At 72.9% G+C, this 13,915-nt stretch carries 11 protein-coding genes; 7 read left to right on the top strand and 4 right to left on the bottom strand.

What is annotated here, in order from left to right:
- Positions 1-91: 91 nt before the first annotated feature.
- The gene (locus tag SL103_RS31310; protein WP_069572324.1) at positions 92-1,657 is read right to left on the bottom strand and encodes an FAD-dependent monooxygenase; all 1,566 of its coding nucleotides are present in this window, start codon (positions 1,655-1,657) and stop codon (positions 92-94) included.
- A 38-nt stretch (positions 1,658-1,695) separates the two neighbouring features.
- On the opposite strand from SL103_RS31310, the gene SL103_RS31305 reads away from it, so the two are divergent.
- Positions 1,696-2,385: a TetR/AcrR family transcriptional regulator C-terminal domain-containing protein gene (locus SL103_RS31305; RefSeq protein WP_069572323.1), complete on the top strand. Its 690-nt coding sequence runs from the start codon at positions 1,696-1,698 to the stop codon at positions 2,383-2,385.
- Positions 2,386-2,426: 41 nt separating this feature from the next.
- Here the strand turns inward: SL103_RS31305 and SL103_RS31300 are convergent, their stop codons facing one another.
- From SL103_RS31300 to SL103_RS31290, 3 genes are read right to left on the bottom strand one after another with little or no spacing between them, the layout of a single operon-like run.
- A complete protein-coding gene (locus SL103_RS31300) occupies positions 2,427-3,578 on the bottom strand; it encodes an acyltransferase family protein (RefSeq protein WP_069572322.1) in 1,152 nt (383 codons plus the stop codon).
- Positions 3,575-4,930 (bottom strand): alpha-2,8-polysialyltransferase family protein, encoded by a 1,356-nt coding sequence (locus SL103_RS31295; RefSeq protein WP_069572321.1) that lies wholly within the window; start codon positions 4,928-4,930, stop codon positions 3,575-3,577. Before SL103_RS31295 ends, SL103_RS31300 begins: the two co-directional genes overlap by 4 nt.
- On the bottom strand, positions 4,930-5,973 hold the full coding sequence (locus SL103_RS31290; protein ID WP_432215373.1) for a glycosyltransferase family 2 protein: 1,044 nt from the start codon (positions 5,971-5,973) through the stop codon (positions 4,930-4,932). The genes SL103_RS31295 and SL103_RS31290 overlap by 1 nt, the downstream gene beginning before the upstream one ends.
- 223 nt (positions 5,974-6,196) lie before the next feature.
- Between SL103_RS31290 and SL103_RS31285 the strand changes: the two genes are divergently transcribed.
- From SL103_RS31285 to SL103_RS31260, 6 genes are all read left to right on the top strand, one after another.
- Positions 6,197-7,492: a DUF6716 putative glycosyltransferase gene (locus SL103_RS31285; RefSeq protein WP_069572320.1), complete on the top strand. Its 1,296-nt coding sequence runs from the start codon at positions 6,197-6,199 to the stop codon at positions 7,490-7,492.
- Between the two features lie 44 nt (positions 7,493-7,536).
- On the top strand, positions 7,537-8,739 hold the full coding sequence (locus SL103_RS31280) for an acylneuraminate cytidylyltransferase (RefSeq protein WP_069572319.1): 1,203 nt from the start codon (positions 7,537-7,539) through the stop codon (positions 8,737-8,739).
- A 56-nt stretch (positions 8,740-8,795) separates the two neighbouring features.
- The gene (locus tag SL103_RS31275; RefSeq protein ID WP_069572318.1) at positions 8,796-9,728 is read left to right on the top strand and encodes an N-acetylneuraminate synthase family protein; all 933 of its coding nucleotides are present in this window, start codon (positions 8,796-8,798) and stop codon (positions 9,726-9,728) included.
- A gap of 29 nt (positions 9,729-9,757) precedes the next feature.
- Entirely contained in the window at positions 9,758-11,011 is a 1,254-nt protein-coding gene (locus tag SL103_RS31270) for a hypothetical protein (RefSeq protein WP_432215372.1), read from the top strand.
- A gap of 150 nt (positions 11,012-11,161) precedes the next feature.
- A complete protein-coding gene (locus tag SL103_RS31265) occupies positions 11,162-12,421 on the top strand; it encodes an amidohydrolase (protein WP_069572316.1) in 1,260 nt (419 codons plus the stop codon).
- A gap of 359 nt (positions 12,422-12,780) precedes the next feature.
- Positions 12,781-13,815 (top strand): BMP family lipoprotein, encoded by a 1,035-nt coding sequence (locus SL103_RS31260; RefSeq protein ID WP_069572315.1) that lies wholly within the window; start codon positions 12,781-12,783, stop codon positions 13,813-13,815.
- Positions 13,816-13,915 lie beyond the last annotated feature (100 nt).

Here is a 13,915-nt window from a genome sequence, read left to right as displayed (position 1 = left end):
CCGCCCCGGGCGCCGCACCCCCTCAGGCGCCCGTTCCCGGCACGAGGCCGTACCCGCGCGATCCCGCGGGTGCGGCCTCGTGCGCATCGGGTCAGCGGGTCTGCGCGGCCGGTTCGCCGAGGTACGCGGTGAGGGCGGCGCGGACCTGCTCGGTCGCGTCGCCGTCCGGTGCGGCGAGCGCGAGGTAGCCGTCGGGGCGGATGAGCAGGGCGGCGGGGCCGGGGCCGTAGGCGTCGCGGACGTGCCCGTCGGTGTCGATCAGGTCGGGCGCCGGACCGCCGACGCGGACGACCCGCAGCAGCGCCGGGTCGGCGGGCAGCGCGGCCTCGTCCACCGCGGCACCACCGAGGGCGAGCAGGGTGAAGTGCGGGCCCCGGTAGGTGTCGAAGAGCCGGACCGGCTTGCCGTCGGGGGTGTGGCAGGGCGCGTCGGGGGCCCGGTCGCCGGCGCGCAGCGCGCCCTCCGGCAGGTCCGTCCGCAGCTCCCGGGTCAGCGTGCTGTCGGGGTAGCCGATGTCGAGCTGGTGCAGGTCCCGGCCGCGGTGCATCGAGCCGGTGGTGTGCAGCCGGGTGCTGGTCTCCAGGATGCGGGCGGCGATCGGGCGGCGCTCGGCCTCGTAGGTGTCGAGCAGGGCGTCGGGTGCGCCGTGCCTCAGCACCTGGCCGAGCTTCCAGCCCAGGTTGTAGGCGTCCTGGACGCTGGTGTTCAGGCCCTGGCCGCCGGCCGGGGAGTGGATGTGCGCGGCGTCGCCGGCCAGGAAGACCCGTCCGGTGCGGAAGGTGTCGGCCATGCCGGCGCGGGGCCGGTAGACCGAGGACCACAGGACCTCGCCGAGCTGCTCGGTGGACAGGTGGGTGTGCCGGGCCAGCGCGGCGTGGACCGCCTCGGGTGTCGCGTCCGGCACCTCGGTGAACGCGGCGACGAGGGTCTGGAAGTAGTCGGTGCCGGCGAGCGGGAGGGCCATCACGAAGCCGCCGTTCGGCAGCATCCAGCGGTGCCAGTGGTCGCGGTCGAGGCCCTCGATCCGGAGGTCCGCCAGCAGCGCGGCGCCCGCCGGCAGCGACGGTCCGCTCATCGTGGTCCCCAGCGCGCGGCGGACGGTGCTGCGCCCGCCGTCGGCGGCGACGAGATAGCCGGCGCGCACGGTGCGCAGCGCGCCGTCGGGGAGCCGGAGCCGGGCGGTCACCCCGTCCGCGTCCTGGTCGAAGTCGGTGAGTTCGGTGCCCAGCAGCACGCTGCCGCCGAGCCCGCGGAGCCGCTCGTGCAGCAGCCGCACGGTGCGGAACTGCGGCACCATCAGCGCGTCCGACCAGGGCGCGGCGGGCGTCGGGGCGACCCGCTCGACCATGGTGTGGGTCCCGGTGATCCGCCCGTCCTGCCACAGGGCCACCGGCGGGTAGGGCGCACCGGCCGCCTGTATGGCGTCCAGCAGACCGAGGTCCGCGTAGACCTCCTGGGTGCGCGGCTGGAGTCCGGTGCCGCGGGCGCCGGGGGAGAGGCGGTCCTGCCGCTCGACGAGCAGGGCGCGCACGCCGCGCCGGGCGAGGTCGATGCCGAGGGTGAGGCCGGTCGGGCCGGCACCGGCGATCAGTACGTCGACGTCCGTGGGGAGGGAGCCGGTCACGTGCACGCTGTCCTTAACGCTGTTAAGTTCCATGCTTCCGAGCGTGGCCTTAACGGTGTTAAGTTGTCAACATGGTTTCGCGCATCGACCGGAAACAGGTGGTGGACACCGCCCTGCGACTGCTGAACGAGGTGGGCCTCGACGGACTCACCCTGCGCCGCATCGCCAAGGAGCTGAACGTCCAGGCCCCCGCGCTGTACTGGCACTTCAAGAACAAGCAGGAACTGCTGGACGAGATGGCCACCGAGATCTTCCGGCGGATGACGGAGCCCCTGGTGCACCCGGGCTCGACGACCCTCGGCGACACCTGGCAGGACGCCCTGTACGCCTCCTGCCGGGCGCTGCGCACCGCGCTGCTCGGCTACCGCGACGGCGGCAAGGTCTTCAGCGGCACACGGATGACGGACGAGAGTTACGCGGCGCCGCTCGACAACCTGCTGAACCGGTTCGTCGCGGCCGGATTCACCCTCGGCGAGGCGGCGCGGGGCTGGTGGACCGCGTACAACTTCACCATCGGCCAGGTGATCGAGGAGCAGTCCGTCCATCCGGACCCGGGCGCGCCCGGCTTCCGCGATCCGGCCTACGACCTGGAGGGGCGCGAGCAGCGGCTCGGCGCGCGCTATCCGCTCGCGGCGCGGGCGGGCCGGGAGATGTTCGGCGACCTCGGGCGGAACTTCGAGGCCGGGCTGCGGATCCTCGTCGCCGGGATCGAGGCCACTGCGTCCGGCGGCGGGTCACGCCGCGACGGCGCGCGCGACTGAGGGGCCGGTCACTCCGGGGGACCCGCAGCGACCGGCGTCCGTCAGCGCGGGTCGATCGCCCGCTTCAGCCGCGGCGTCACCGGCCGCTCCACGAAGCGGTGCAGCAGCCACGCCAGCAGCAGCATCAGGCCGACGGTCAGCGGCAGCGTCGCGTACGAGGGCAGTCCGACGCCGAGGTGCAGGGCGCGGACGACGACCCAGCCCAGGTGCTCGTGGACGAGGTAGAAGGGATACGTCAGCGCGCCGGCGACGGTCAGCCAGCGCCAGTTCGCCCACCGCAGCTTGCCCAGCGCGACCGCCCCGACCAGGACGAAGCCGACCGTGACGACGGCGATGATGCCGGCCGTCGAGCGGTAGGAGAAGGCGGTGGCCGAGGGCGCGTGCCACAGCCCGGCGACCGCGTAGTGCTGCCCGATCAGCCAGCTGACCAGCACGGTCGCCCAGGCGATCGGGTCGCGGGCGCCGTAGCGGTGCAGCAGGTACAGCCCGATGCCGCCGATGAAGAACGGGGCGTACTCCGGCATCAGCACGGTGTCGAGGAACGGCTCGTGCGCGGCCTGCGCGAGCGCGGCGGCCAGCGTCCAGCCCGCGCAGAACAGCACGACCCGGCCACGGGTGGCCCCCGGCAGGACGACGCACAGCGCGAACAGCGCGTAGAAGCGCATCTCCGCCCAGAGGGTCCAGCAGACACCGAGCACGCGGGGCGCGCCGAGCGGCTGCTGCAGCATGGTGAGGTTCGTCAGCACCTCGCTGGGCGGCAGCGCCTTGTAGGCGACCCAGGGGAGCGCGAAGACCGCGGTGATCAGCAGGATCGCGGCCCAGTACGCCGGATAGAGGCGGGAGACGCGGCTGGCGACGAAGGCCCGCAGGGTGCGGCCCCAGCCGCTGAGGCAGATGACGAAGCCGCTGATCACGAAGAAGATCTGGACGCCCAGGCAGCCGTACGCGAACAGCGGGGCCGCGGTGGGGAACTGGTGGGCCGGGGAGTCGCCCCAGGCCCGGGCTATCTCGCCGCCGCGCCCCCCGTAGTGGTACGCGGCGACCATCAGGGCGGCGAGCAGCCGCAGCCCGTCGAGGGCGCGCAGCCGGGACGAGGCTCCACGGCTGCGCCCCACTATGACGGGCCCGCGCGTCGGGGTGACGAGATCCGGCGCGGCGGAGGGCGCGCCGGTCGTCAGCGGGGAGGCGGTCATCCGAACACGGCCCGCTTCTTCAGCCGCCGCTGCACCGCCCGCGCCTGGCGCGCGACCCGGCGGACCGTGGCGTTGCGCGGGATGAACGACAGCTGGGACGGGATCGCGCCGGGCAGCGCCAGCGCGGTCAGCCGGCGGCGCTTGAAGTAGCGCCAGGTGTACGTGTCGAGGTGCGCCGACAGATAGCGCTCGGCGGCCGGGCGGAGCTGCGGACAGATCTGGTGCTGCATCGCGTAGCCCACCGCCGCGACCAGGCCCCCGACGCTCTCCGGGGAGGCGAGGGCGCGCGGGTGGCCGGTGGTGTCGCCCAGGTCGGGTACCAGCGCGTCCACCAGCGTGACCGGCACGCGGTTGCTGTTCTGATACGGCGTCAGGCGCTCCAGCAGCAGTCCGGTGCCGGTGCGGGCGGTCGGCAGGCCGTAGAAGGTGGACGCGGTCAGCAGCGCGGTGGAGAAGCAGCCGACGACCAGCGCGGGCCGCATCCGCCGGTAGAGCACCTCGGCGAGCACCGGGGTGTCCAGCACGGTCAGCGCGATGTCCAGTTCCTCGGCCTCCCGCTCCAGCAGCCGCGACCAGCGAGCCGGCGCGGACGGGTGCGGCTTGAAGACGATCTCGCGGTGGCCGCGCGCGACGGCGCCGCGCACCATCCGCACATGCAGCTCTTCCTCCTCCTCGGGGGTGAGGATGCCGAGCGCGGAGAGGTACTGGCCGAGCAGCAGCGCGCCGCCCTCGGGCACGTCCAACGGGCCGCTGGCGTCCGCGAGTTCGGTCAGCACACCGGTGAAGGCGTCGGTCGGCACCGTCTGCGTCGCCACGTCGAACTCGGTGAGCAGCAGCGGCTCCAGGCCCGGGACCAGGTCCAGGTGCAGCAGCCGGTTGATGCGGGTGCCGATGAGCGGGTCGAGCTTGTTGCGGGTGGGGCCGTAGCTCATCAGGCCGTCGGCGTAGACGTCGATCGGCGCGTCGGGGAAGAGCTGGGCGATCGCCAGGGCCGGGTTGACCTGGATGGACTCCACGACCAGTTCGACGTGGTCGTCGCCCAGGCCCCACAGCAGCCGCAGGTGCCGCTCCCACAGCGGGGCGTCGTCCGAGCGCGGTGACCAGCCGCCGGGGTGGAACGGGCTGATCGTCTCGTTCCAGGACAGCACCCGGTCGAAGCGGCCGCGCAGCCGGCCGAAGCCGGGCATGGTGTCCAGCGACGCGGTGGTCTCCGGGGTCGTGGCGTTGTTGCTGAGCAGCAGCAGCCGGCGGTCGGCCGGCGCGAAGCAGTCGGCGTCCAGCGCGGCGGCGAGCGTCGCCGCGCCGTAGAGCGTGGACGCCACGAAGATCTGGGTACGCGGGCGGGTCGACATCAGGCGACCTCCGCCGTGGGGGTACCGCCCTGGTCGGGGGAGTCCCCCTGCTCGGCCGAGGGTCGGGGAGGAGCCGAGACCTTGGGGGAGGGGCGACGGCGCAGCCGCCGCAGCCGGGACGCACGCTGCACATCCATCGAATCCAGGGCTTCCTTCAGTACGTCCTGCGGCATGCGTTTCATGGCCGCCGCGCTCATCGCGCGCAATTTACGGGCGACCTGCGGCTCGAATCGTTCGATCGAACCGAGGTGGTGGGAAATGATCGCGCAATACGTGCGCACCGCCTTGGGCAGCAGCAATGCCGCATCGCGGTCCTGTGCGGTTTCCTCGATCACCTGATCGAAGGCGCGAATGAAATCCAATTGCCGGACATCGCCGATCTGGGTCAGCGACGACGCCACTCCGCGCCGGTAGAAAACACCGAGCAGCCCGACCACCGCCATGGACCGCGCCTCGCGGTGCAGCCGCCAGATCCACGGCCGGTCCTCCGCGGTGCGCAGCCCGTCCTTGAAGTGCAGCACCCCGTCGTCCAGCAGCCGGCGGTGGTACATGCCCGCCCAGGCGTAGGCGTAGTCCACGGAGGTGGAGCGGTCGGCGGGCAGGATGATCTCGCGGGGGTTCAGCACCACCCCGCGGCGGCCGTGCGGCACCCGGTGCACGGTGCGCGCCCGCGCGGTGCACTGCACATGGTCGGTGCGCACGAAGTCGCACCCCAACTCCTCGATGGCGCCGAGGAGTTCGCGGTAGTAGCCGGGGGCGAGCCAGTCGTCGCCGTCCAGGAAGGTGAGGTACTCGCCGCGGGCCGCGTCCAGGCCGGTGTTGCGCGCGGTGGCCAGGCCGCCGTTCTTCTCGTGCCGCAGCACTCTGGCGCCCGGCAGCTCGCGCTCGGCCCGCGCGAGGATCTCCGGGGTCTCGTCGCGCGAACAGTCGTCGACGAGCAGGAATTCAAAGTCCTCGCGGGCGTTCGCCGCCAGGCTTTTCAGGGTGTCGGGCGCGTATGTCTGCACGTTGTAGAACGGCACGATGACGGAGAGCTTAACCACCCGGGTGACGTTAGGGGCGGAGCCGGCATTCGTCTTTACGCGATGCGGGCGCCGAGGTGAACGAAGAATGGCGGGATGGTTAACCGGGTCGTTTATCGGGCCGGTTCGCCATTCGTCGACCCGCTGTTAACCGTTTGTTGCGACCCAGTTGGCCCGCCAAACGGAATGCCTTCCTAGCGTCTTCGACGTGCCATCACGTACCACTTCCTCGCCGCGGGTCGCCGTGCTCGCCGACTCGGATACCCGGTGGAAATGGGGCGCTTTGACAGCGTACCGAATCCAACCGGACATCCGCCTCGACGGGTATCTGCTCCGCGGCCGCGCCACGCCCACGGTCCGCCAGCTCGACGAGGTCGGCGCCCGTGCGGAGACGCTGCGCGAAATCAGGGGCGTCGACTTCGTGCGGTCGATCGACCGCACGCGGTACGACGTCGTCGTGCTGGCCTGCGTCGGCGGCGCGGTGCAGGCGATGCTGCACGGCCTCGCCCGCGCCTGGAGCAGCGGGGCCGCCGCGGGCGGCCGCCGCCCCGTCGTCGTCACCGGCTACGTCGGCGTGGTCTACGAGAAGCTCGCCGACGGGCTGCTGCTGCGGCACGGCGCCGACGTCGTCCTCGCCAACTCCCGGCACGACGCCGACCGCTTCCGCGCCGTCTACCGGGGCGTCGGCGCCGACGGCGGCAGCGTCGTCGAGTGCGCCCTGCCGTTCCTCGGCGGCGCCCCGTACGAGGGCGGGAACGCCCCCCGCACCGTGGTGTTCGCCGCCCAGCCCTCCGTCCCGGAGAGCCGCGCGGACCGGATGTACCTGCTGCGGCGCGCGGCCGGGCACGCCCGCAGGCACCCCGACCGCGAGGTGCTGATCAAGCTCCGCAGCAAGCCGGGCGAGCACACCACGCACATCGAGGAACTGCCCTACCAGAAGCTCGCCACCAAGATCCCCGGCGGCCTGCCCGCCAACTGCCGCGCCGTGTACGGCAACATGGGCGAGGTCCTGGACCGCACCGACCTGCTGGTGACGGTCAGCTCGACCGCCGCCCTGGAGTCGCTGCACCGCGGCATCCCCACCGCCGTCCTCACCGACCTCGGCGTCCGCGAAACCCTGGGCAACCACCACTTCCTCGGCTCCGGCTGCCTGGCCTCCTGGGACGAGCTGGACGCCGGGCACCGCCCGGCCCCCGACCCGGACTGGCTCGCCCGGCAGGGCATTGCCGCCGACGGGGGTTACGAGCGGGCCTTCGACGCGGCCCGCGCCCGGGTCACCGAGCTGCGCGAGGCTCCGTCCCTGCCGCCGCTCGCCCCCTACTACACACCCCGCACCGCCCCCGGCTACCTCCCCGGCATCCTCGCCCGGCACGGCCTGGACCCCGAGGGCGAGCCGCTGCCCGGCCACGCCGACGCCCCCGAGGAGACCGGCGGACTGCGCCGGATCGCCCGGGAGACCGTCCGCGAGGCCGCCCGCGGCGCCTACCGGCACGGCGTCCAGCGCGTCGCCCCCGCCATCCGCCGCTGGGGGCAGCTGTGACCCCGCCCGTTCCCGCTGCCCCCGGCCCGACCAAGGAGCCCGCTATGCCACCCACCGTTGTGGCCGTCATCCCCGCCCGCGGCGGATCCAAGGGCGTGCCCGCCAAGAACCTCGCCGCCGTCGGGGGCGTGCCCCTGGTGGCCCGCGCGGTCCGCGAGTGCCGCGCCGCCCGCCTCGTCACCGACGTGGTGGTCTCCACCGACGACGCCGGGATCGCGGCGGCCGCCCGCGGCGCCGGAGCCGTCGTGGTCCGCCGCCCCGGTGACATCGCCGGCGACACCGCCACCAGCGAGGCCGCCGTCCTGCACGCCATGGACGCCTACGAGGCCGAGCAGGGCACCACCGTCGACGCGGTGCTGCTGGTCCAGTGCACCAGCCCGTTCCTCACCTCCGAGGACATCGACGGGGTGGCCGCCGCGGTCGTCGAGGACGGCGCCGACAGCGCGCTGACCGTCGCCCCCTTCCACGGCTTCGTCTGGCGCGACGCCGAGCCCGCGGTGGGCGGCGCGACCGCCACCGACGGCGGGCACGGCGTCAACCACGACAAGTCCTTCCGGCCGCGCCGCCAGGACCGCCCCCAGGACCTGCTGGAGACCGGCGCCGCCTACGCCATGGACGCGGCCGGCTTCCGCACCGGCGGCCACCGCTTCTTCGGCCGCACCGAACTCGTCCGCACCGACCCGGCCCGGGTGCTGGAGATCGACGACCCGCACGATCTCGCCCGCGCCCGCGCGCTGGCCCCGCTGCTGGACGCTCCCCGCCCCGGCGCCCTCCCCACCCGTGACGACATCGACGCCGTCGTCCTCGACTTCGACGGCACCCAGACCGACGACCGGGTGCTGGTCGACTCCGACGGACGGGAGCTCGTCGCGGTGCACCGCGGCGACGGCCTCGGCATCGCCGCGCTGCGCAAGGCGGAGCTGCAGCTGCTGATCCTCTCCACGGAGACCAACCCGGTCGTCGCCGCCCGGGCCCGCAAGCTGCGGGTGCCCGTCCTGCACGGCATCGACCGCAAGGACCTCGCCCTCAAGCAGTGGTGCGAGGAAGCGGGCATCGCCCCCGAGCGGGTGCTCTACGTCGGCAACGACGTCAACGACCTGCCGTGCTTCGACCTCGTCGGCTGGCCGGTGGCGGTCGCGAGCGCCCACGACGTGGTGCGCGGCGCGGCCCGCGCGGTCACCGCGACCCCCGGAGGCAGCGGCGCGATCCGCGAGATCGCGGCCTGGCTCCTGGGCCCGTCCCTGTAAGCCCCCCTCCAAGTCCCCCCCGCACACCCCCTGATCGACACGAAGGAATCCTCCCCATGAGCAGCAACTCCCGCCTCCGCACCCTCGGCGACCGTCAGGCCGGCCCCGGCCGCCCCGTCTACGTCACCGGTGAGATCGGCATCAACCACAACGGTGACCTGGAGAACGCCTTCGCGCTGATCGACGCCGCCGCCGACGCCGGCTGCGACGCGGTGAAGTTCCAGAAGCGGACCCCGGAGATCTGCACCCCGCGCGACCAGTGGGACATCGAGCGCGACACCCCCTGGGGCCGGATGACCTACATCGACTACCGCCACCGCGTGGAGTTCGACGAGGACGGCTACCGCGCCATCGACGAGTACTGCAAGAAGCGCGGCATCGCCTGGTTCGCCTCCCCCTGGGACGTCGAGTCCGTCGCCTTCCTGGAGAAGTTCGACGTGCCCTGCTACAAGGTCGCCTCCGCCTCGCTCACCGACGACGACCTGCTGCGCGCCATGCGCGCCACCGGCCGCACCGTCATCCTCTCCACGGGCATGTCGACCCCGAAGCAGATCCGCCACGCGGTCGAGGTCCTGGGCAGCGAGAACATCCTGCTCTGCCACGCCACCAGCACGTACCCGGCCAAGGCCGAGGAGCTCAACCTGCGCATGATCAACACCCTGCAGGACGAGTACCCGAACGTCCCGATCGGCTACAGCGGCCACGAGACCGGCCTGCAGACCACCCTCGCCGCGGTCGCCCTCGGCGCCACCTTCGTCGAGCGCCACATCACCCTCGACCGCGCCATGTGGGGCTCCGACCAGGCCGCGTCCGTCGAGCCCGGCGGCCTGTCCCGCCTGGTCCGCGACATCCGCACCATCGAGGAGTCCCTCGGTGACGGCGTCAAGAAGGTCTACGAGTCCGAGCTCGGCCCGATGAAGAAGCTGCGCCGGGTCGCCGGTGTGGTCGCCGAGGCCGAGGCCGCGGGCGCCGAGCCGGCCACCGTCTGAGACCGGCCCACGAGCCGACGGGAGCCAAGGTGAGCTCACCCGAGGGGACCCGCGCCGGGCCCGTCCCGCCCGGCGCCGGGGTCCCGCCCCAGGAGACGGCGGGTACTCCCGCCCGCCGTCTCCTGGGGGTGCCGCGGCAGCGCCACCGCACCGCCCCCGCCGGCGGGCAGTCCGGTGCCGCCGCCCCGGGCACCGGCACCCTCGCCTTCGTCGAGAGCCCGGTGCAGCTGCTGAACGTCCTGGAATGGGCGCACTCGGCGGACCTGGGCCACGGCCCCGGGTCCGCCGGGCGCGGCGGGCCGGCACCCACCTCGCTCACCGTGGTCGTGCTCTCCCCGCACGACCCGATGACCCGCGGCCAGCTGCGCCGGATGGCGGAACTCGCCCGCGACGAGGGCCACACGGTGCGCTGGGAGGAGGCCCGCGGCGGCCCGACCGCCCCGATGCGCACCGTCGGCGGCCTCACCCCGCTGCTGCGCCGGGCCCGCCGGATCGTCATCGGCGACCCGTTCTCCCGCTACGTCCAGCTGCTGCTGACCCTCACCCGGGCGCGCGACCTGGTCGTGGTCGACGACGGCACCGCCACCATGGAGTTCATCTCCCAACTCGCCCGCGGCGAACGGCTGGTGCGCTGGCACCGGCACGGCAGCGGGCGCGGCGCCCGGGACCTGGTCTTCGCGCCGTTCTCGGCCACCGCCCGCCGCCGGCTCACCCCCGCGCCCGAGGGCGGCCGGCGCACCGTCGGGCTGTTCAGCTCGATGCCCGTCGACGCCCCGCCGGGCGTGCGGGTCACCACCAACGACTTCGCCTGGACCCGGACCCGCTTCGGTCCGCCCCGCGTGATGGGCGCCGCCGACATCGTCGGCACCTCGCTGGTCGAGACCGGCGTCGTGGACGCCGACCGCTATCGGGACGCGGTCCTCACCCTGGCCCGTACGCACGGCGCCACCCGCTACTTCGCGCACCGCCGGGAGAGCACCGAGAAGCTGCACCGGCTGGCCGCGGAGACCGGCCTGGAGATCGTCCGGCCCGACCTGCCGCTCGAACTGATCGCCCGGCGCGGCCCGATCGGCCGGCTGATCGTCAGCTTCCCCTCCACCGTCGTGCACACCCTGCCGCTCGCACTGCTGGGTACAGGGGTGAGGGTCGCGGTCTGTGACATCGATCCGCAGTGGCTGACGGCCCATGCCTCCCCGCGCGCCCAGGGCTTCCTCGACGGGGTCACCGGGACCGCCCGTGACGTGCAACGACTGCCGTTCACCCAGCGGATGGCGGCCGGTTGACCTCTGCGCAAAGCTCTACTTCATACCCCTCCCATAAACCGTCCATGCGCCGAGCGGCCTAGATTTTCTTCCCCTAACGGGCTGAACTTTTGTTGATCGAGGGACAGTTGCCCCTTCGGTGGCCGTAACCTTCAACAGGTGAACCAACTGATGTCCCGCGATACCGGCGCCGCTCGCACCCCCGCCGGGGACCAGCTCCCCGGCACGCTCCCGGAGGCGCTGCGCGCCGAACTCAGCCTCTTCCGGCGTGACTTGCACATGCACCCCGAGCTGGGCAACCAGGAGTTCCGGACCACCGCAGCGCTCAAGGAACGGCTGGAGCAGGCGGGTCTGCACCCCCGCGTACTGTCCACCGGCACGGGCCTGGTGTGCGACATCGGTACGGACGACGCGGCGACCGGCGGCCGGGGCGTCGCCCTCGACCCCACCCGCCCGCTGCTGGCGCTGCGCGCGGACATCGACGGCCTGCCCATCCCGGACACCAAGACCGTCCCCTACCGCTCCCAGGTCCCCGGCCGCGCCCACGCCTGCGGCCACGACGTGCACACCACCGTCGTCCTCGGCGCCGGCCTGGTCCTCGCCGAGCTGGCCCGCGCCGGCGCCCTGCCGGGCCCGGTGCGGCTGCTCTTCCAGCCCGCCGAGGAGGTCCTGCCCGGCGGCGCCGCCGACGCGATCGAGTCGGGCGCCCTGGAGGGCGTCGGCCGGATCCTCGCGGTGCACTGCGACCCGCGCGTCGACGCCGGCCGGATCGGGCTGCGCACCGGGGCGATCACCTCCGCCTGCGACCGGCTGGAGGTCGGCCTCGACGGGGCCGGCGGCCACACCGCCCGCCCGCACCTGACCACCGACATGGTCACCGCCGCGGCCCGGGTCGCCCTGGACGTCCCGGCGCTGCTGTCCCGCAGGGTCGACGCGCGGGCCGGCCTCGCCGTCACCTGGGGCCGGCTGGAGACCGGCCACGCCTGCAACGTCATCCCGCAGCACGCCGAACTGTCCGGCACCGTCCGCTGCCTCGACATCGCCGCCTGGCGCCAGGCCCCCGACCTGGTGCACGCCGCGATCGACGAGATCGCCACCCTGCACGGCGCCAAGTCGCAGATCAACTACGTCCGCGGGGTGCCCCCGGTGGTCAACGAGGCGGGCTCGGTCCAGCTCCTGCACTCCGCGATGGCCGCCCGCCGCGGCGAGGGCGCCGTCGAGAGCACCGAACAGTCCCTCGGCGGCGAGGACTTCTCCTGGTACCTGGAACACGTCCCCGGCGCCATGGCCCGCCTCGGCGTCCACCCGCCCGCCGACCCGGTCCGCCGCGACCTGCACCGCGGCGACTTCGACGTCGACGAGCAGGCGATCAAGGTCGGCGTGGAACTCTTCACCGCCGCCGCACTCCTCGACGGGGACCTGTCCGGCTGATGCCCCGCGGCGCGGTGGCCGTCGCGTCGCGCGACGGCCACCGCACGAGGTGCACCACCGCGAAAGCCTGAAGGATCTCCCGGTCGCGTCCCGGGCCGGGCCGCGCCGATTCGTCGTGCCGGCGTGGCGTTCAAGAACGGCTTGATATAGCCGCTCGAATCGCGGTGACTCCTTGCATACCGGCCGTTCCGGCAAGTTGCCGGTACGTGCCACCTATTTCGGTCGCTCCCGGCTCGCCGGGATGCCGTACGCCTCGAATCGATAACGTCCACACAGTGGAGGGTTTTCCGCCAGGTCTACGCGCGTTAATCTCCGACAAGCCAGCGCCAACGGAGGCGCTACGAGTCGAAGGGGCCCTCGTGCACCGGGTAACCAAGATCGCTGCCGCGGGCATAGCCACCGCGGCCCTCACGCTCTCGCTGAGCGCCTGCGGCGCGTCGTCCACCGAGTCCGGCGGCAAGGACAAGGGCCTCGGCCTCGCCTTCGACGTCGGCGGCCGGGACGACCACTCGTTCAACGAGGCGGCGGCTCGTGGCGCGGACAAGGCCGAGAAGGACCTCGGCGTGAAGTCCAAGATGATGACCGCCAAGAACGGCGAGACCGAGGCGGACCGCGAGCAGCGGCTGTCCTCGCTGGCCGAGGCGGGCTTCAACCCCGTCATCGGCGTCGGCTTCAACTACGGCAAGTCCGTCAACAAGGTCGCCAAGCAGTTCCCGAAGACCACCTTCGGCGTCGTCGACTCCGCCTCCCAGGCCAAGAACGTCTACGGCATGGTCTTCGCCGAGAACGAGGCTTCCTACCTCGCCGGTGTCGCCGCCGCGCTGAAGAGCAAGACCCACAAGGTCGGCTTCATCGGCGGTGTGAACAACGCGCTGATCCAGAAGTTCCAGGCCGGCTTCGAGCAGGGCGTCAAGGACACCGACGCCAAGGCGAAGGTCACCTCCGAGTACCTCTACGCCAACGACGACAAGGGCTTCAACGACCCGGCCGCCGCGAAGGGCAAGGCCAAGGGCATGCTCGACGCCGGTATCGACGTGATCTACACCGCGGCCGGCCAGTCCGGCAACGGCTCGATCGAGACGGTCGCCGGCAAGAAGGGCACCTGGGCGATCGGCGTCGACTCCGACCAGTACCTCCAGCCGGGCCTGGCGCAGTACAAGAACTCGATCCTCACGTCGGTCATGAAGAACGTCGACGTGGCGGTGTACGACCTGGTCAAGAGCGTGCACGACAAGAAGCCGCTGACCGGCAACAAGAGCTACACGCTCAAGGACGACGGCGTGCGGCTGTCCACGTCGGGCGGCTTCATCAAGGACATCCAGGCCAAGATCGACGCGGCCAAGAAGAAGATCGCGTCGGGCCAGGTGAAGGTCAGCGACACCCCCGCCAAGTAGCAGGTCCTCCTCGGTCCGGCGCGGCGGCGACCAAGCCGCCGCGCCGGGTCCGTCCGCCGGAGAGACCCGGCAGGTTTTCGGCTTTTTTCGGCGTCAACAC

Origin of the sequence: Streptomyces lydicus (assembly GCF_001729485.1) — a bacterium.
In the GTDB taxonomy this organism is placed as follows: domain Bacteria; phylum Actinomycetota; class Actinomycetes; order Streptomycetales; family Streptomycetaceae; genus Streptomyces; species Streptomyces lydicus_D.
The sequence above is the reverse complement of the archived record's forward strand: the minus strand, read 5'-3'. Positions and strand labels throughout refer to the sequence as shown.

What these genes read in the sequence shown, in the direction of transcription:
- SL103_RS31310 (WP_069572324.1), bottom strand. Translation starts at nt 1,657, where the DNA reads ATGGAACTTAACAGCGTTAAGGACAGCGTGCACGTGACCGGCTCCCTC.
- SL103_RS31305 (WP_069572323.1), top strand. Translation starts at nt 1,696, where the DNA reads ATGGTTTCGCGCATCGACCGGAAACAGGTGGTGGACACCGCCCTGCGA.
- SL103_RS31300 (WP_069572322.1), bottom strand. Translation starts at nt 3,578, where the DNA reads ATGACCGCCTCCCCGCTGACGACCGGCGCGCCCTCCGCCGCGCCGGAT.
- SL103_RS31295 (WP_069572321.1), bottom strand. Translation starts at nt 4,930, where the DNA reads ATGTCGACCCGCCCGCGTACCCAGATCTTCGTGGCGTCCACGCTCTAC.
- SL103_RS31280 (WP_069572319.1), top strand. Translation starts at nt 7,537, where the DNA reads ATGCCACCCACCGTTGTGGCCGTCATCCCCGCCCGCGGCGGATCCAAG.
- SL103_RS31275 (WP_069572318.1), top strand. Translation starts at nt 8,796, where the DNA reads ATGAGCAGCAACTCCCGCCTCCGCACCCTCGGCGACCGTCAGGCCGGC.
- SL103_RS31265 (WP_069572316.1), top strand. Translation starts at nt 11,162, where the DNA reads ATGTCCCGCGATACCGGCGCCGCTCGCACCCCCGCCGGGGACCAGCTC.